The sequence below is a fragment of the Streptomyces sp. NBC_00237 genome, from assembly GCF_026342435.1.
GTDB lineage: Bacteria > Actinomycetota > Actinomycetes > Streptomycetales > Streptomycetaceae > Streptomyces.
The window spans coordinates 2467970-2485518 of sequence record NZ_JAPEMT010000001.1; the positions used below are offsets into that span (position 1 = coordinate 2467970).

The window sequence follows — 17549 nt, forward strand, 5'->3', positions numbered from 1 at the left end:
ACGACCGGTATGACACCCGGGATGGCCAACGGTCTGGCGGCCGGAAGCTACTAGTCCGCACCGTCCCCCGGTGGCGGACTTAATGACTCCGTTACAACTCGCTGCCCCTGGTGCCCAGTTGGGTGCCAGGGGCAGCTTTCTGTGTTCCTGATGTGCTCTTGACGTGGCCATGAATGGTCATGATTCTGACGTCTGTTCACTCACGTGACAGACAAGAGCAAGGGGGGCACATGAGACGCAGAGCGAGATCGATACTCGCCGCATCTTCACTGCTGATAGCCGGGGTGGCGGCGATACCCGTGGCCCAGGCGCAGCCCGCCGGGAACGCCGCTGGGGGCGGCGAGAACGTCTCGGTGTGGGACGCCAAGGTCACCCAGGCGCAGGTGCCGCTGCTCCTGAGGGCGGGCACCGACGCCCACGAGCTGAGCGAGCAGGTCCCGGCCAGGGGCACCGCCACCGTCGAGCTGATCCTCACCCAGAAGCAGGCTTCCGAACTGCGCACCCAGGGTGTCGACATCAGCGAGCGCAAGTTCCCCGCCGCCAGGGCGCGGGCCGCGGCCGAGGGTGACGGCGTGTTCCGTCCGTACAGCGGCAAGGGCGGCCTGGCGGAGGAGCTGCTGGCCGTCGCGCAGGCCAACCCGTCGATCGCCAAGGTCGTCTCCATCGGCAAGACGGTCCAGGGCAAGGACATCCTGGCCCTCAAGCTCACCAAGAACGCCCGCCAGAGCGCCGACGGCTCCAAGCCCGCCACGCTCTACCTGTCCAACCAGCACGCCCGTGAGTGGATCACCCCGGAGATGACCCGGCGACTGATGCACCACTTCGTCAACGGGTACGGCAAGGACGCGAAGACAACCAAGCTCGTCGACAAGAGCGAGCTGTGGTTCATGCTGTCCGCCAACCCGGACGGCTACGACTACACGCACACCGCCCCCGCCGACCGCAACGTCCGCCTGTGGCGCAAGAACCTCCGCGACACCAACGGCAGCGGGAAGACCGAGACCGGCGACGGCATCGACCTCAACCGCAACTTCGCCTACAAGTGGGGCTACGACAACGAGGGTTCGTCCCCCGACCCCACGGACGAGACCTACCGCGGCCCGAAGGTGATGTCCGAGCCCGAGACGGTCGCCCTCGACCGCTTCCAGAAGCGCATCGGCTTCAAGTACGCGATCAACTACCACTCGGCCGCCGAACTGCTCCTCTACGGCGTCGGCTGGCAGGTCGCCACCCCGACCCCCGACGACGTGGCCCTCAAGGCCCTCGCGGGCACCCCGGAGAACTCGGCCGTCCCCGGCTACCACCCGCAGGTCTCCTCGGAGCTGTACGTCACCAACGGCGAGGCCGACGGTCACGCGGGCAACGTCAATGGCATCAAGATGTTCACGCCCGAGATGTCGACCTGCCAGACGATCTCCGACCTGGACCCCAACGACCGGTGGAACGCCCGCGACTGCATGTCGGGCTTCAACTTCCCCGACGACGAGAAGCTGATCCAGCAGGAGTTCGCGAAGAACATCCCCTTCGCCGTCTCCGTCGCCGAGACCTCCCTGACGCCGGACCAGCCGGTCTCCTCCGTCGGCATCGACGCCCCCGACTTCACGCTGGACCCGTTCACCAGCTCGTACGCCCGTGACAAGGACCAGGAGATCAACGTCACCGCCCGCAAGTCGGTGCGCGACAAGGAACTCCGCTACCGCGTCAACGGCGGCAAGGTCCACGACCAGGCGCTGAAGGCGTGGGACGGCGGCGAGACGTACGGCGACGAGGACAACACGTACTTCGACGACTACCGCGCCAAGGTCCAGGACGGCAAGCCCGGCGACAAGGTCGAGGTCTGGTTCACCGGCGAGACCAGGGCCGGGAAGCCCACCGAGAGTGAGCACTTCACCTACACGCTCGCCCAGCGCCCCCAGGCCGCGCACCTGGTGGTCGCCGAGGAGGGCGCACCCGCCACGGAGGTCCAGAAGTACGTCGACGCGCTGAAGGCCAACGGCCGCTCGGCCACCGTCTGGGACGTCGCCACCCAGGGCGCCCCGCACTCGCTCGGCGTCCTCGGCCACTTCGACTCGGTCGTGCACTACACCGGGGCCAACACCCCCGGCGGTGCGACCCAGTACCAGCTGCGCCAGTACCTCAACGAGGGCGGCAAGCTGGTCGAGGCCGGTGAGAAGGCGGGCGGCACCGCCCAGCTCGGCCCGGCCCTGACCGACGACTTCGCCCAGTACTACCTCGGCGCGTACGGCCGGGTGAACTCTCCCGGCGTCACCGGCCTCGCCGGAGCGGGCGGGCTCAGCGGCGTCTCCACCCCGCTCACCGGAACGCCCGGCAACCCGCTGGACACCGCGGGCTCCTACCTGGTCACCTCCGACTCGCTGCCCGCCGCCGAGTTCCCGCAGTTCAAGAGCGCCCAGGCGGGCCGCTACACCGGTGTCGCCAACCCGTACGCCCCCTACCAGGGCTCCTGGATGGCGTCCGCGACCAGTCAGAGCGGCCAGTACAAGCGCCTGACCCGGACCGTCGACCTGACCGGCGTCACCGCCGCCGACCAGCCGGCGCTGCGCGCGGCGCTCAACTGGAACACCGAGCCCGGCTACGACCACGCGTTCCTGGAGGCCCGTACCGAGGGCGGCGAGGACTACACGACGCTGCCCGAGAAGAGCGGCCTCACCAAGAACACCGTCCCGGCCCAGTGCGACCAGGGCTTCTACCTCCAGGCGCACCCGTTCCTGGCGCACTACCTGACCCGCACCGACGCGGGCTGCACCGCTTCCGGCAGCAGCGGCCAGTGGAACAGCTTCACCGGCTCCTCCGCCGGCTGGAAGCAGGTCTCCTTCGACCTGAGTGCCTACGCGGGCAAGAAGGTCGAGCTGTCGCTGGCCTACGCCACCGACCCGAGCGACCTGGGCCGGGGCGTCTTCCTCGACGACACCCGCCTCACCGTCGGCGGCACGGACAAGGACGCCGAGGGCTTCGAGACCTCCCTCGGCGCGTGGGCCCCGACGGCCGCCCCGGCGGGCAGCCCGGCGGTGACCGCCCCGTGGGCCCGTACCGGCGAGCTGTTCCAGACGTACGCGGCGATCACCACGCGTGACACCGCACTCCTGGGCTTCGGCCTGGAGCACGTACCGGACGCCAAGGAGCGCGCCACGCTCCTGGAGAAGGCCCTGAAGAGCATCAAGGGCTGACCGGACGGCATCAAGGGCCGTCCTTCACGGTCACGCAGAGTAATACGGACAAAGGTCCCGGCGGCCCCTGCTACCCGCTCCATTACTGGGTAGTACGGGTCGCCGGGTCATGTTCCGGCCACGGCCCGGCCGTACTCGATGCGACGTCAAGGTCTACGGAGAGGTAGGGTCGACAGCGGTCGGGGACATCCCATTCAAGCTCGCCGTGGCGTCGAAACCTCGGCGTACCAACGAGGAGATCGGTTCGTGACGATCCGCGTAGGCATCAACGGCTTCGGCCGCATCGGGCGCAACTACTTCCGGGCGCTGCTGGAGCAGGGTGCGGACATCGAGATCGTGGCTGTCAACGACCTGGGTGACACCGCGACCACCGCGCACCTTCTGAAGTACGACACCATCCTGGGCCGTCTCAAGGCCGAGGTGTCGCACACCGAGGACACCATCACCGTCGACGGTCACACCATCAAGGTGCTGTCCGAGCGCAACCCCGCCGACATCCCGTGGGGCACGCTGGGCGTCGACATCGTGATCGAGTCCACGGGCATCTTCACCAAGAAGGCCGACGCCGAGAAGCACATCGCCGGTGGCGCCAAGAAGGTCCTCATCTCGGCTCCGGCCAAGGACGAGGACATCACCATCGTGATGGGCGTCAACCAGGACAAGTACGACGCCGCGCAGCACCACATCATCTCCAACGCCTCCTGCACCACGAACTGCGTGGCGCCGATGGCGAAGGTTCTCGACGAGAACTTCGGCATCGTCAAGGGCCTGATGACGACGGTGCACGCGTACACCAACGACCAGCGCATCCTGGACTTCCCGCACTCGGACCTGCGTCGCGCCCGCGCCGCCGCCGAGAACATCATTCCGACCACGACGGGTGCCGCGAAGGCCACCGCTCTGGTCCTCCCGCAGCTCAAGGGCAAGCTCGACGGCATCGCGATGCGCGTGCCGGTCCCGACCGGTTCGGCCACCGACCTGGTCGTCGAGCTCGACCGCGAGGTCACCAAGGACGAGGTCAACGCCGCGTTCAAGAAGGCGTCCGAGGACGGTGACCTGAAGGGTTACCTGTACTACACCGAGGACCCGATCGTGTCCTCGGACATCGTCAGCGACCCGGCGTCGTGCACCTTCGACTCCCTCATGACGATGGTGCAGGACGGCAAGACGGTGAAGATCCTCGGTTGGTACGACAACGAGTGGGGCTACTCCAACCGTCTGGTCGACCTGACCGTCTTCGTCGGCGGTCAGCTCTGATCAGCAGTAGCTGAGAGCATGAAGATGTGAGCGACAGGGCTCGGGCAGCGCAATGCGGCGCTGTGCGAGCCCTGTGGCCTGTCCAGCCCTCCTGAGGAGCCGTAACTCATGAAGACGATCGACGAACTCATCGCCGACGGGGTCGCAGGCAAGCGGGTCTTCGTCCGCGCCGACCTCAACGTGCCGCTCGACGGCACGAAGATCACCGACGACGGCCGCATCCGCGCCGTCCAGCCGACGATCGCCAAGCTCGCCGCCGCGGGCGCACGCGTCATCGTCGCCTCGCACCTGGGCCGCCCCAAGGGCACCCCGGACCCCGCCTTCTCGCTGGCCCCGGCCGCCGCGCGGCTCGGCGAACTGCTCGGCGCGGACGTGGCGTTCGCGACCGACACGGTCGGCGAGTCCGCCCGCAGCACCGTCGAGGCACTGACCGACGGCCAGGTCGCGGTCATCGAGAACCTGCGCTTCAACGCCGGTGAGACCGCCAAGGACGACGCCGAGCGCGGCGCCTTCGCGGACGAGCTCGCCTCCCTCGCCGACCTGTACGTCGGCGACGGCTTCGGCGCGGTGCACCGCAAGCACGCGTCGGTCTTCGACCTCCCGGCCCGGCTGCCGCACGCGGCGGGCGACCTCATCGCCACCGAGGTCGGCGTCCTGAAGAAGCTCACCGAGGACGTCAAGCGTCCGTACGTCGTCGTCCTCGGCGGCGCCAAGGTCTCCGACAAGCTCGGCGTGATCGACCACCTGCTGGAGAAGGCCGACCGCATCCTGGTCGGCGGCGGCATGGCGTACACCTTCCTCAAGGCACAGGGCCACGAGGTCGGCATCTCGCTGCTCCAGGAGGACCAGATCCCGGTCGTCCTGGAGTACCTGTCGCGCGCCGAGAAGAAGGGCGTCGAGTTCGTCCTTCCCGTCGACGTCCTGGTCTCGGCGGAGTTCCCCGACCTCAAGGGCAAGACCCCGGCCAACCCCACCACGGTCGCCGCGGACGCCATCCCGGCGGACCAGGAGGGCCTGGACATCGGCCCCAAGACCCGTGAGCTGTACGCTGCCAAGCTGGCCGACGCCGCCACCGTCTTCTGGAACGGCCCGATGGGCGTCTTCGAGCACCCGGACTACGCGGGCGGCACCGCCGCCGTGGCGCAGGGCCTGCTGGACAGCAACGCCTTCTCCGTCGTCGGCGGTGGCGACTCGGCCGCCGCGGTCCGCATCCTGGGCTTCGACGAGAACGCGTTCGGCCACATCTCGACCGGCGGCGGCGCAAGCCTCGAATACCTGGAAGGCAAGAGCCTGCCCGGCCTTGTCGCACTGGAGGACTGATCCTTAGATGAGCACCACCCGTACCCCGCTGATGGCGGGCAACTGGAAGATGAACCTCAACCACCTCGAGGCCATCGCCCACGTCCAGAAGCTCGCCTTCGCGCTGGCCGACAAGGACTTCGACGCGGTCGAGGTCGCGGTCCTGCCGCCCTTCACCGACCTGCGCTCCGTGCAGACCCTCGTCGACGGCGACAAGCTGAAGATCAAGTACGGCGCCCAGGACCTGTCGGCGCACGACTCCGGCGCGTACACCGGCGAGATCTCCGGCGCGATGCTGGCGAAGTTCAAGTGCTCCTACGTGGCCGTCGGCCACTCCGAGCGCCGCCAGTACCACGACGAGACCGACGAGGTCGTCAACGCCAAGGTGAAGGCCGCGTACAAGCACGGCATCACCCCGATCATGTGTGTCGGTGAGGGCCTGGACGTCCGCAAGGCGGGCAACCAGGTCGAGTACACCCTCGCCCAGGTCGACGGCGGTCTGAAGGACATCCCGGCCGAGCAGGCCGAGACCATCGTCATCGCGTACGAGCCCGTGTGGGCCATCGGCACCGGTGAGGTCGCCACGCCCGAGGACGCGCAGGAGGTCTGCGGTGCGATCCGCGGCCGTCTCGCCGAGCTGTACTCGCAGGAGCTGGCCGACAAGGTCCGCATCCAGTACGGCGGTTCCGTCAAGTCCGGGAACGTCGCCGCGATCATGGCGAAGCCGGACGTCGACGGTGCGCTGATCGGCGGCGCGGCGCTGGACGCCGACGAGTTCGTCAAGATCGTCCGCTTCCGCGACCAGTAGTCGCCCTCCTGTCGGGCCCGGCCGCTACCAGTAGTACTGGCAGTGAGTAGGCCCTAGGGCCGATCCGTCGTACTCTGACGGGGGTCGGTGGCTCGCCACCGGCCCCCGTCGTCTTTGTCTGATCCGAGGAAGTTGGTCCAGCCGTGGTTATGGGGTTCTCGATCGCCCTGATCGTATTCAGCCTGCTGCTGATGCTGCTGGTTCTGATGCACAAGGGGAAGGGCGGCGGCCTCTCCGACATGTTCGGCGGCGGCATGCAGTCGTCCGTCGGAGGGTCCTCGGTCGCCGAGCGCAACCTCGACCGGATCACCGTTGTCGTCGGTCTGGTCTGGTTCGCACTCATCGTGGCGCTCGCGCTGCTGATGAAGCTCGACGGCTGACGCACATCGTCCGGTACGACGCCGGGATCGCGGCCTATCATGGGCAGGCGTCCCGGCGTCGGGGTGTAACTCCCCTCACTGGACGCGCGTTGAGCCTTTATCGAGACGGGGCGCCCGCCGCGAGGTCGTACGACGAAGCCTCGCAGCACCTTCACGCAGGGAGTTACGACCGTGGCAAGTGGCAACGCGATCCGGGGAAGCCGGGTCGGAGCGGGGCCGATGGGTGAGGCCGAGCGCGGCGAGTCCGCGCCCCGCCTGCGCATCTCCTTCTGGTGCTCCAACGGGCACGAGACACAGCCCAGCTTCGCCAGTGACGCGCAGGTCCCCGACACCTGGGACTGCCCGCGCTGTGGATTCCCGGCCGGTCAGGACCGGGACAACCCTCCGGCTCCGCCGCGCACGGAACCGTACAAGACGCATCTGGCGTACGTCCGGGAGCGGCGCAGCGACGCGGACGGCGAGGCGATCCTCGCCGAGGCGCTCGCCAAACTGCGGGGCGAGATCTAGGAACGGAGTGAGGGCCGGACGCCGGGTGGCGTCCGGCCCTCACTGTTTCCTGGTTCTCGCTGCTTCCCGGCTTTCGCTGTTTCCTGGCCCTTCTGGTTGTTTCAGCTGGTCAGCGCGATTGTCAGTGGTACCCCCTACGGTTCTTGCACGAGCTGAACAGTGGGACGTACGGGGGTAGTTGTGGCAGTGGCAGCGGCAGAGGTGGTGGAGGGGCAGGCGCCCGCGTGGCGCGGGGGCTTCGGGAGGCTGTGGTCGGCGGCCGTCGTGTCGAAGTTCGGCGACTCGCTGCGCGGGGCCGCGATGCCGCTGCTCGCCGCCTCGCTCACCGCCGATCCCGTACCGGTGTCGCTGGTGACCGCCTGCGGCTTCCTGCCCTGGCTGCTGTTCGGGCTGGTGGGCGGGGCGGTGGCGGACCGGGTGGACCAGCGGCGGGCGATGTGGACCGTCGACCTCCTGCGGGGCGCCCTGATGGCCGCGTTCGCGGTGGCGGTCGCCCTGGGGCACGCCTCGATCGCGCTGCTCGTCGTGGTGGCGTTCGCCCTGACCACGCTCCAGACGCTCTTCGACAACGCCGCCACCGCCCTGCTGCCCTCCCTGGTCCCCGGACCTGCGCTGGGCACGGCCAACGCCCGGCTGATGACGGGGCAGATGATCGCGGGCACCTTCCTGGCCGCGCCGCTGGTGCCGGTACTGCTGCTCCAGGGGCCCTCCGTGCCGTACGCGGCCGACGCGGCGACGTACGCGCTGGCGGCGGTGCTGATCGCCTCGCTGCGTGCCGAGGCCCCCGAGAAGGAGCCGAGGGCCCCCGGAGCGACCCTGCGGGGCGACATCAAGGAGGGCGTGAAGGCGCTCTGGGCGGACCGCCCGCTGCGAGGGCTCTGCGTCTCGGCCGCGCTGTGCAACGTGGGGGTCGGCGCGCTCATCGCGATGCTGGTGCTGCACATCACCGGCTGGCTGGACGCCGGGCACACCGGATACGTGGTGGCGCTCACCGCGTACGGGGTGGGGAGCGTCGCCGGGGGGCTGGCGGCGGGGCGGCTGGCCGCGGCGCTGGGGCGCCTACGGTGCGTGTTCCTGGCCGGGGCCGTGCAGACCGGGTGCCTGCTGGCCATGGGGCTGGTGCGGGAGCTGTGGGTGAGCGTGGCGGCCCTCGCGGTGTTCGGCTTCATGGGACTGGTGTGGAACGCCAACCAGGTGACGCTGATGCAGGAGCGCGCCCCGGCGGGAATGCTGGGCAGGGTCAGTGCGGCCTCCCGCACGCTCGGCGCCGCGGGGGCCCCGCTGGGGGCCCTCCTCGGAGGGCTGGTGGCGTCGGCCTGGGGGCTGAACACGCCGATGCTGCTGGCCGCCGGACTGTTCGTCCTGTCCGTTGCCGCACTCGCACCTCTGATCAATTAAGTTGGGGAAGCAGCGGGGGATGCAGGCGGATACGAGTAGAAGTGGGCTGATGTCCGAGATGAACGCGATGGATTCGAAGAGCGGCCGGACGGGTACGGACGGCCGCACCAGGCTGAACCAGCTGCCCGCGTGGGCCGCCCTCGGCAAGCACCGGGAGCAGCTGGGCGACACCCACCTGCGCGACCTGTTCGCCGCCGACCCGGCCCGCGGCACGGGCTACACGCTCCAGGTCGGCGACCTGTACCTCGACTACTCCAAGCACCTGGTCACGGACGAGACGCTGGGCCTGCTGCGCGAGCTGGCCGAGGCCACCGACGTCGCCGGGCTGCGCGACGCCATGTTCCGCGGCGAGAAGATCAACACCACCGAGGACCGTGCCGTCCTGCACACCGCGCTGCGCGCCCCCCGCGGTGCGGTGGTCGAGGTCGACGGCGAGAACGTCGTCCCCGCCGTGCACGCCGTCCTCGACAGGATGGCCGCCTTCTCCGACAAGGTCAGGTCGGGGGAGTGGACCGGGCACACCGGCAGGCGCATCAAGACGGTCGTCAACATCGGGATCGGCGGCTCGGACCTCGGCCCCGCCATGGCGTACGAGGTGCTGCGCTCCTTCACCGCCCGTGAGCTGGACTTCCGCTTCGTGTCGAACGTGGACGGCGCGGACCTGCACGAGGCCGTGCGCGACCTGGACGCCGAGGAGACCCTCTTCATCGTCGCGTCGAAGACCTTCACGACGATCGAGACCATCACCAACGCCACCTCCGCCCGCGACTGGCTGCTGGGCAAGCTGGGCGGCGACGATTCCGCCGTCGCCAAGCACTTCGTGGCGCTGTCGACGAACGCCGAGAAGGTCGCCGACTTCGGCATCGACACGGCCAACATGTTCGAGTTCTGGGACTGGGTCGGCGGGCGCTACTCGTTCGACTCGGCCATCGGCCTGTCGCTGATGATCGCCATCGGCCCGGACGGCTTCCGCGAGATGCTCGACGGCTTCCACCAGGTCGACGAGCACTTCCGGACGGCTCCGGCGCAGGAGAACGTACCGCTGCTGCTCGGTCTGCTAGGTGTCTGGTACGGGGCGTTCTTCGACGCGCAGGCGCACGCGGTCCTGCCGTACAGCCACTACCTGTCGAAGTTCACCGCCTATCTCCAGCAGCTCGACATGGAGTCCAACGGCAAGTCCGTGGACCGCGAGGGCAACCCGGTGGACTGGCAGACCGGTCCGGTCGTCTGGGGCACCCCGGGCACCAACGGGCAGCACGCGTACTACCAGTTGCTGCACCAGGGCACCAAGGTCATCCCGGCCGACTTCATCGGGTTCGCCCGTCCGGTCGAGGACCTGACGCCGGGGCTGGAGGCGCAGCACGACCTGCTGATGGCGAACTTCTTCGCCCAGACGCAGGCGCTCGCCTTCGGCAAGACGCCGGACGAGGTGCGCGCCGAGGGCGTCGCCGAGGACCTGGTGCCGCACAAGACCTTCCGGGGCAACCACCCGACGACCACGATCCTGAGCGACGCGCTGACGCCGTCCGTGCTGGGCCAGTTGATCGCGCTGTACGAGCACAAGGTGTTCGTCCAGGGTGCGATCTGGAACATCGACTCCTTCGATCAGTGGGGCGTCGAGCTGGGCAAGGTTCTGGCGAAGAAGATCGAACCGGTGCTTACCGGAACCGAGGCAGGCGGGCAGCTCGACAGTTCGACCGCCGCTCTGGTGGGCAAGTACCGTATGCTGCGCGGCCGTTGAGGCCGGTCGGCTGACGGGCGAGGGGTGACGGTGACGGGGACCGGGGCGGGGACCGGAAGGGCGGCGGGGGCGCTGCGGCTCAGGCCGCCGCGCAACAGGTTCGACCGGAGGGTCGTCCCCTGGTGGCGGGTGCAGTGGCTCGCCCTGGTCCTGCCGCCCGTCCTCGTCCTGGTCCTGCTGGGAGTGCTGCTCGAACCGGCCAGGTTCTGGCTGTTCCTCCCGGCGGCACTGATCGCCGTGCCCGGGCTGGCGGCGGCGCTGTTCCTGCCCGGCTGGTGGTACCGGGTGCACCGCTGGGAGGTCACCGACTCCGCGGTGTACCTCCACACCGGGTACTTCTGGCAGGAGTGGCGCATCGCGCCTATGTCCCGGATCCAGACCGTGGACACCGTGCGCGGGCCGCTCCAGCAGTACTTCGGGCTGGCCACCGTCGTCGTCACCACCGCGTCCGCCAAGGGCGCGGTCAAGATCGAGGGGCTCGACCACGAGGTCGCCGCCGAACTGGCCGAGCAGCTCACACAGATCACCGGGGCGACCCCCGGGGACGCGACATGAGCGAGACGCGCTCGAACGGCCCGGGAGTGGCCCCGGCCGGGGACGTTCCCGCAGGAGACGGGCCCGGGGTCGAGCCGTGGCGGAAGCTCGACCGGCGGGCGGTGCTCGTCGCGGCGCTCCTCATGGGCGGGATCGCTTTCAGCGGCGGAGTGCCCGCCTTCGTCGCCCTCTCCGTTCCCTTCGGAGTGCCGTCCGCGCTCGGCTGGGTGCTCGGCGGGGCCGCGCTGTTCGTCCTGGTCAGCGCGGGCCTGGAGTACGTCCGCTGGCGGCACACCCGGTACCGGATCGGCCCCGAGCGGGCCGAACTGCACACCGGGCTGCTGCTGGTGAAGCGCCGCTCGCTGACCCGTGAGCGCATCCGCACCGTCGACCTGACAGCCCACCCGCTGCTGCGCGTCTTCGGCCTGGTCAAGGTGCGGATCGGCTCGGGGGAGCACAGCGTCGGGGGAGCGGACTCCATCCTCCAGCTCAACCCGGTCACCCGGCGGGAGGGCGACCGGCTGCGCCGCGAACTGCTGAACCGGGCGGCCCTGGAGGACGCGGACGACCCCGCCGACGGCAGGCTCGCCACCCTGGACCCCCGCTGGATCAGGTACGCGCCGCTGTCCTTCGTCGCACCGCTCCTCGGGATCGGAGCCGGTGGCGCGGTGATGCAGGGCAGCGAATGGTTCGGGCTCCAACTGGAGGTCATCGACTGGGTCGGCGACCTGTTCGACGGAGTCACCGTGCTCTGGATGATCGTCACGCTCGCCGTCGTGCTCTTGGCCGCGGGGGTGGTGGGGGCGCTCGGGCTGTTCGTCGAGATGTGGTGGGGGTACCGGCTCGACCGGGAGCCGGGCGGGACGCTGCGGGTGCAGCGGGGGCTGTTCACCTCGCGGTCGATCTCCATCGAGGAGCGGCGGCTGCGCGGGGTCGAGGTGCTGGAGCCGCTCGGGGTCCGGCTGTCGGGGGCGGCCCGGGTGGACGCGGTGGCGACCGGCCTCGCGGAGACCGAGACCGACCAGAAGACCGACCGCAAGACCCTCATCCCTCCCGCACCGAAGGACGTGGCGGAAGCGGTGGCCGCGCGGGTGCTGCGGGAGCCGGTCTCCCCGACCGCCTCGGCCCGGCTGCGGGCGCATCCTCGGGCGGCGCGGGGGAGGCGGCTGAGGTGGGCGCTCGGTTCCGTGCTCGGGGTGGTGCTGCCGCTGGCACTGCTGGGTGTGCTGCTGACGCAGGTGCTGGTGTGGGTGGCGGTGGCCGTCGCGGTGGTCCTGCTCCCGTTGACGGCGCTGATGGCGGTGGACGCGTACCGCTCGCTCGGTCACGGGCTGTCCGGGGACTATCTGGTGGTGAGGTCGGGGTCGATGCGGCGGGCGACGGTGGCGCTGCGGCGGGACGGGGTGATCGGGTTCACCGTGAAGCAGTCGGTGTTCCAGCGGAGGGCGGGGCTGATGACGGTGACGGCGACGACGGCGGCCGGGGTGGGGGCGTACTCCGCCTACGACGTGGGGGCGGGGGAGGGACTGGAGTTCGCCGACGAGGCGGTGGAGGGCCTGCTCGGTCCGTTCCTGGAGCGTGCCCCTTAAGGGCCTGTCCGGCGGATCTTGTCGCGGTCGCGGGGCATGGCACGCACTCCCCAAGGTCTTAAGGACCAGGGGGGACCCCCCTCCTGCGTTGTCGTCAATCGCCGACGCTCCGCGTCGTCTCCATCCTCCGCCTTGCAGCTGCACGCTTCCCCAAGCTCTCAACTTCGTTCGAGCAGGGGAGACCCCATCGACCCCGCTCTGCGGTATCGAGAAGTCGCAGGTCACTCCCTACGGCCTGATCCGCCGGACAGGCCCTGGCCCCCGGCTCCCGAGCCCCTTCCGACGCACCGCGGCCCGGTCGTCCCCCTCGTGGGGGGGAGTGCCGGGCCGCGGTGCGGAGGAGGTCAGGCCGAGGACGGGGGGTAGAGGGACCTCGGGAGTTCTGAGGCCGCCGCCTTGTCCAGGAGCCAGAGGGTGCGGGCGCGGCCGTACGCGCCCGAGGCCGGGGCCTGGATCTCGCCGGGGCCGGAGAGGGCGATCGCCGCCGCCTTCGCCTTGTCCTCGCCCGCCGCCAGGAGCCACACCTCGCGCGCCGCCCGGATCGCCGGGAGGGTGAGCGAGATGCGGGTGGGCGGGGGCTTGGGGGCGCCGTGGACGCCGACCACCGTCCGTTCCGTCTCCCGTACCGCCGGGTGCTCGGGGAAGAGCGACGCGACGTGCGTGTCCGGGCCGACGCCCAGCATCAGGACGTCGAAGGTCGGGACCGGACCGTGGTCCTCGGGGGAGGAGGCCGCGGCCAGTTCGGCCGCGTACGCGGCAGCCGCCGAGTCCGCGTCATCGAAGCCCGCGTCGGAGGCGGGCATCGCGTGCACCCGCGCGGGATCCAGCGGGACCGCGTCCAGCAGGGCCTCGCGGGCCTGCGTGTAGTTGCGGTCGGGGTCCGCGGCGGGAACGTAGCGCTCGTCGCCCCACCACAGGTCCAGACGCGACCAGTCGATCGCGTCCCGGGCCGGGGAGGAGGCCAGAGCGGCGAGGAGACCGTTGCCGTTGCGGCCGCCGGTGAGGACCACCGACGCCGAGCCGCGGGCGGCCTGCGCGTCGACGATCTTCGTGATGAGCCGGGCCGCCGCGGCCTGCGCCATCAGCTCCTTGTCCCGGTGCACCACCAACTGTGGTGCGCTGCTCATCACTTGGAGGCCGCCTTCTTGGCAGCGGAGGAAGCCTTCTTCGCCGGGGCGGGTTTGTCCGAGGCGGCCTTCTCCGGAGCGGCGGGCTCGTCGGCCTTGGAGGCTTCCGCCTCCGCCTTGTCCACGACCGCACCCAGCCGGTCCACGCCGAACTTCAGCGCCGAGGCGTAGGTGTCGTCCGGGTCGAGGCGACGGAGTTCCTCGGCGAGCAGCTCCGAGGTCTCGCGGCGCTTGAGCGCCACCGCGCGGTCCGGCTGGCCGTTCATGCACAGCGTGGCCAGGGAGCCGTCGGCGCGGTCCAGGACGATCGGGCCGTCCTCGGTCTCCATCCGTACGGCCGTCAGACCGGGACCGGCGGAGAGGGTGCGCTTGACCGGGACCGAGAGGCGGTCCGCGAGCCACATGGCGAGCAGCTCGCAGCTCGGGTTGAACTCCTCGCCCTCCACCTCGACCGAGGTGACCTGGGTGGGGAGCTGGTCGAGCGCGGCGGCGAGCATCGAGCGCCACGGGGTGATGCGGGCCCAGGAGAGGTCCGTGTCGCCCGGCGTGTAGTTCTCGCTGCGTGCCGTCAGCTCGTGAATCGGCTGCTCGGCGGCGTACGTGTCGGTCACGCGGCGCTGGCCCAGGGCCCCCAGGGGGTCCTTCGCCGGGTCCACGGGGCCGTTCACCGGCCACCAGACGACCGTGGGGGCGTCCGGGAGCAGGAGGGGGAGCACGACCGACTGGGCGTGGTTGATGACCTCGCCGTACAGGCGCAGCACAACCGTTTCGCCGGTGCCCGCGTCGGCTCCGAGCCGTACCTCTGCGTCCAGGCGCGCCTTCGAGCGGTCGCGGGGCGAGCGCGAGAACCGCTTGACGACGACCAGGGTGCGCGAGGGGTGCTCGCGGGACGCCTCGTTCGCTGCCTTCAGGGCGTCGTAGGCGTTCTCCTCGTCGGTCACGATGACGAGGGTCAGCACCATGCCGACGGCGGGGGTTCCTATGGCCCGCCGTCCCTGCACGAGTGCCTTGTTGATCTTGCTGGACGTGGTGTCCGTCAGGTCGATCCTCATGGCCGGCGCCAGCTCCGTCCGTCTCGTGCGAGCATCTCGTTCGCCTCGTCGGGGCCCCAGGTGCCGGACGCGTACTGCGCGGGCTTGCCGTGGGTGTCCCAGTACTGCTCGATCGGGTCGAGGATCCGCCAGGACTGCTCGACCTCCTCCAGGCGCGGGAACAGGTTGGCGTCGCCGAGCAGGACGTCGAGGATGAGGCGTTCGTACGCCTCGGGGCTCGACTCCGTGAAGGACTCGCCGTACGCGAAGTCCATCGACACGTCCCGGATCTCCATCGAGGTGCCGGGCACCTTGGAGCCGAAGCGCACCGTCACGCCCTCGTCCGGCTGGACGCGGATGACGATCGCGTTCTGGCCGAGCTCCTCGGTGGCGGTGTGGTCGAAGGGGGAGTGCGGGGCGCGCTGGAAGACGACCGCGATCTCCGTGACGCGGCGGCCGAGGCGCTTGCCGGTACGGAGGTAGAAGGGGACGCCCGCCCAGCGGCGGTTGTCGATCTCCAGCTTCACGGCGGCGTAGGTGTCGGTCTTCGACTGGGGGTCGATACCGTCCTCCTGGAGGTAGCCGACGGCCTTCGCGCCGCCCTGCCACCCCGCCGCGTACTGGCCGCGCACGGTGTCCCGGCCCAGATCCTTGGGGATCTTGACCGCGCCCAGGACCTTCGACTTCTCCGCGACCAGCGCGTCCGCGTCGAAGGAGGCGGGCTCCTCCATCGCGGTCAGGGCCAGCAGCTGGAGGAGGTGGTTCTGGATGACGTCGCGGGCCGCGCCGATGCCGTCGTAGTACCCGGCCCGGCCGCCGATGCCGATGTCCTCGGCCATGGTGATCTGCACGTGGTCCACGTACGACCGGTTCCAGATCGGTTCGAACATCTGGTTGGCGAAACGCAGCGCCAGGATGTTCTGCACCGTCTCCTTCCCCAGGTAGTGGTCGATGCGGAAGACCTCGTTCGGCGGGAAGACCTCGTGCACGATCCGGTTGAGCTCCTGCGCGGAGTCCAGGTCGTGGCCGAAGGGCTTCTCGATGACCGCGCGCCGCCAGGAGTTGTCCTTCTGCTCGGCCAGTCCGTGCTTCTTCAGCTGCTGGACGACCTGCGGGAAGAACTTCGGGGGTACGGAGAGGTAGAAGGCGAAGTTGCCGCCCGTGCCCTGCGCCTGGTCGAGCTCCTGGATCGTCGACTTCAGCGTCTCGAACGCGTTGTCGTCGTCGAAGTCGCCCTGCACGAAGCGCATGCCCTGGATCAGCTGCTGCCAGACCTCCTCGCGGAACTCCGTGCGCGCGTGCTCCTTGACCGCGTCGTGCACGACCTGCGCGAAGTCCTCGTTCTCCCAGTCGCGACGGGCGAAGCCGATGAGCGAGAAGCCCGGCGGCAGCAGGCCGCGATTGGCCAGGTCGTAGACAGCAGGCATCAACTTTTTACGGGACAAATCGCCCGTGACGCCGAAAATGACCAGGCCCGACGGCCCCGCGATGCGCGGGAGCCGTCGATCCTGTGCGTCACGCAGCGGATTGCTGCTGGACAAGGTTTTAGCCCTCCGAAGGAGCGAGGCGCTTGAGCTCGGCCTCGGTCGACTTGAGCAGGTCGTTCCAGGCGTCCTCGAACTTGTCGACGCCCTCGGTCTCCAGGAGCGCGACGACGTCGTCGTACGCGATTCCCAGCTTCTCGATGGCGTCGAGCTCGGCGCGGGCCTGCTCGTACGTGCCCGCGATGGTGTTGCCGGTGATCTGGCCGTGGTCGGCGGTGGCTTCCAGGGTCGCCTCCGGCATGGTGTTCACCGTGCCCGGCGCGACCAGGTCGTCGACGTACAGGGTGTCCTTGTAGGACGGGTCCTTGACACCGGTCGAGGCCCACAGCGGACGCTGCTTGTTGCCCTGCGCCTTGTCGAGCGCGGCCCAGCGGTCGGAGGAGAAGACCTCCTCGTACGCCTGGTAGGCGAGGCGTGCGTTGGCGAGAGCCGCCTTGCCCTTGAGGGCCTTGGCCTCGTCCGTGCCCAGGCCGTCCAGGCGCTTGTCGATCTCGGTGTCCACACGGGACACGAAGAAGGAGGCGACCGAGTGGATCTTGGAGAGGTCCAGGCCCGCGGCCTTCGCCTTCTCCAGACCCGCCAGGTACGCGTCCATGACCTCGCGGTAGCGCTCAAGGGAGAAGATCAGCGTGACGTTGACGCTGATGCCCAGGCCGATGACCTCGGTGATCGCCGGGAGACCGGCCTTGGTCGCCGGGATCTTGATGAGCGTGTTGGGGCGGTCCACCAGCCAGGCGAGCTGCTTGGCCTCGGCGACCGTCGCCCGGGTGTTGTGCGCCAGGCGCGGGTCGACCTCGATGGAGACCCGGCCGTCCTGGCCCTGCGTCGCGTCGAAGACGGGGCGCAGGATGTCGGCGGCGTCCCGGACGTCCGCCGTCGTGATCATCCGGATGGCTTCCTCGACGGTCACCTCGCGGGCCGCGAGGTCGGTCAGCTGGACGTCGTAGCCGTCGCCCTGCGAGATCGCCTTCTGGAAGATCGAGGGGTTGGTGGTGACGCCCACGACGTGCTGCTGGTCGATCAGCTCGGCCAGGTTGCCGGACGTGATCCGCTTGCGCGACAGGTCGTCGAGCCAGATCGCAACGCCCTCGTCGGAGAGGCGCTTGAGTGCGTCTGTCATGAGAAATGCATCTCCTAGATCGTGTA

Annotated in this window: 14 protein-coding genes; 10 read left to right on the plus strand and 4 right to left on the minus strand. The window is 69.7% G+C overall.

All coding sequences use genetic code 11. The annotated features are described in order from the left end of the window. Nucleotides 1–230 precede the first annotated feature (230 nt). From OG897_RS10880 to OG897_RS10925, 10 genes are all read left to right on the plus strand, one after another. Nucleotides 231–3188 carry a M14 family metallopeptidase gene (locus OG897_RS10880; protein ID WP_266655199.1) on the plus strand — a complete coding sequence of 986 codons (2958 nt, stop codon included), beginning with the start codon at nt 231–233 and terminating at the stop codon, nt 3186–3188. Nucleotides 3189–3434: 246 nt separating this feature from the next. After that, nucleotides 3435–4445, plus strand: a complete 1011-nt coding sequence (gene gap / locus OG897_RS10885) for a type I glyceraldehyde-3-phosphate dehydrogenase (protein WP_266655203.1) — start codon at nt 3435–3437, stop codon at nt 4443–4445. 108 nt (nt 4446–4553) lie between these two features. Then, the gene (gene pgk, locus OG897_RS10890; RefSeq protein WP_266655206.1) at nt 4554–5765 is read left to right on the plus strand and encodes a phosphoglycerate kinase; all 1212 of its coding nucleotides are present in this window, start codon (nt 4554–4556) and stop codon (nt 5763–5765) included. 7 nt (nt 5766–5772) lie between these two features. After that, entirely contained in the window at nt 5773–6552 is a 780-nt protein-coding gene (gene tpiA, locus OG897_RS10895; protein ID WP_266655209.1) for a triose-phosphate isomerase, read from the plus strand. 149 nt (nt 6553–6701) lie between these two features. Beyond that, complete coding sequence (gene secG / locus OG897_RS10900; RefSeq protein WP_266656744.1) at nt 6702–6932, plus strand: preprotein translocase subunit SecG; 231 nt, start codon at nt 6702–6704, stop codon at nt 6930–6932. A gap of 171 nt (nt 6933–7103) precedes the next feature. Beyond that, nucleotides 7104–7439 carry an RNA polymerase-binding protein RbpA gene (locus OG897_RS10905; protein WP_010352468.1) on the plus strand — a complete coding sequence of 112 codons (336 nt, stop codon included), beginning with the start codon at nt 7104–7106 and terminating at the stop codon, nt 7437–7439. Nucleotides 7440–7619: 180 nt separating this feature from the next. Continuing rightward, nucleotides 7620–8837, plus strand: coding sequence for an MFS transporter (locus tag OG897_RS10910; protein WP_266655211.1), 1218 nt, complete (start codon nt 7620–7622; stop codon nt 8835–8837). A gap of 58 nt (nt 8838–8895) precedes the next feature. Next, on the plus strand, nt 8896–10578 hold the full coding sequence (pgi, locus tag OG897_RS10915) for a glucose-6-phosphate isomerase (RefSeq protein ID WP_266656746.1): 1683 nt from the start codon (nt 8896–8898) through the stop codon (nt 10576–10578). Nucleotides 10579–10608: 30 nt separating this feature from the next. Further along, on the plus strand, nt 10609–11133 hold the full coding sequence (locus OG897_RS10920) for a PH domain-containing protein (protein WP_266655213.1): 525 nt from the start codon (nt 10609–10611) through the stop codon (nt 11131–11133). Further along, entirely contained in the window at nt 11130–12701 is a 1572-nt protein-coding gene (locus OG897_RS10925) for a PH domain-containing protein (RefSeq protein ID WP_266655215.1), read from the plus strand. Before OG897_RS10920 ends, OG897_RS10925 begins: the two co-directional genes overlap by 4 nt. A gap of 344 nt (nt 12702–13045) precedes the next feature. Here the strand turns inward: OG897_RS10925 and pgl are convergent, their stop codons facing one another. The 4 genes from pgl to tal are packed head-to-tail and all read right to left on the minus strand — an operon-like array spanning nt 13046 to nt 17523. Beyond that, on the minus strand, nt 13046–13828 hold the full coding sequence (gene pgl, locus OG897_RS10930; protein WP_266655217.1) for a 6-phosphogluconolactonase: 783 nt from the start codon (nt 13826–13828) through the stop codon (nt 13046–13048). Next, nucleotides 13828–14880 carry a glucose-6-phosphate dehydrogenase assembly protein OpcA gene (opcA, locus tag OG897_RS10935; protein ID WP_266655219.1) on the minus strand — a complete coding sequence of 351 codons (1053 nt, stop codon included), beginning with the start codon at nt 14878–14880 and terminating at the stop codon, nt 13828–13830. Before opcA ends, pgl begins: the two co-directional genes overlap by 1 nt. Further along, nucleotides 14877–16400 carry a glucose-6-phosphate dehydrogenase gene (gene zwf, locus OG897_RS10940; RefSeq protein ID WP_266655221.1) on the minus strand — a complete coding sequence of 508 codons (1524 nt, stop codon included), beginning with the start codon at nt 16398–16400 and terminating at the stop codon, nt 14877–14879. Before zwf ends, opcA begins: the two co-directional genes overlap by 4 nt. 4 nt (nt 16401–16404) lie before the next feature. After that, complete coding sequence (tal, locus tag OG897_RS10945) at nt 16405–17523, minus strand: transaldolase (protein ID WP_266655223.1); 1119 nt, start codon at nt 17521–17523, stop codon at nt 16405–16407. Between the last annotated feature and the right edge of the window lie 26 nt (nt 17524–17549).

Coding starts and splice junctions, on each gene's coding strand:
- pgi (WP_266656746.1), top strand. CDS start 8,896: ATGAACGCGATGGATTCGAAGAGCGGCCGGACGGGTACGGACGGCCGC.
- OG897_RS10880 (WP_266655199.1), top strand. CDS start 231: ATGAGACGCAGAGCGAGATCGATACTCGCCGCATCTTCACTGCTGATA.
- OG897_RS10925 (WP_266655215.1), top strand. CDS start 11,130: ATGAGCGAGACGCGCTCGAACGGCCCGGGAGTGGCCCCGGCCGGGGAC.
- pgl (WP_266655217.1), bottom strand. CDS start 13,828: ATGAGCAGCGCACCACAGTTGGTGGTGCACCGGGACAAGGAGCTGATG.
- opcA (WP_266655219.1), bottom strand. CDS start 14,880: ATGAGGATCGACCTGACGGACACCACGTCCAGCAAGATCAACAAGGCA.
- secG (WP_266656744.1), top strand. CDS start 6,702: ATGGGGTTCTCGATCGCCCTGATCGTATTCAGCCTGCTGCTGATGCTG.
- pgk (WP_266655206.1), top strand. CDS start 4,554: ATGAAGACGATCGACGAACTCATCGCCGACGGGGTCGCAGGCAAGCGG.
- tpiA (WP_266655209.1), top strand. CDS start 5,773: ATGAGCACCACCCGTACCCCGCTGATGGCGGGCAACTGGAAGATGAAC.
- tal (WP_266655223.1), bottom strand. CDS start 17,523: ATGACAGACGCACTCAAGCGCCTCTCCGACGAGGGCGTTGCGATCTGG.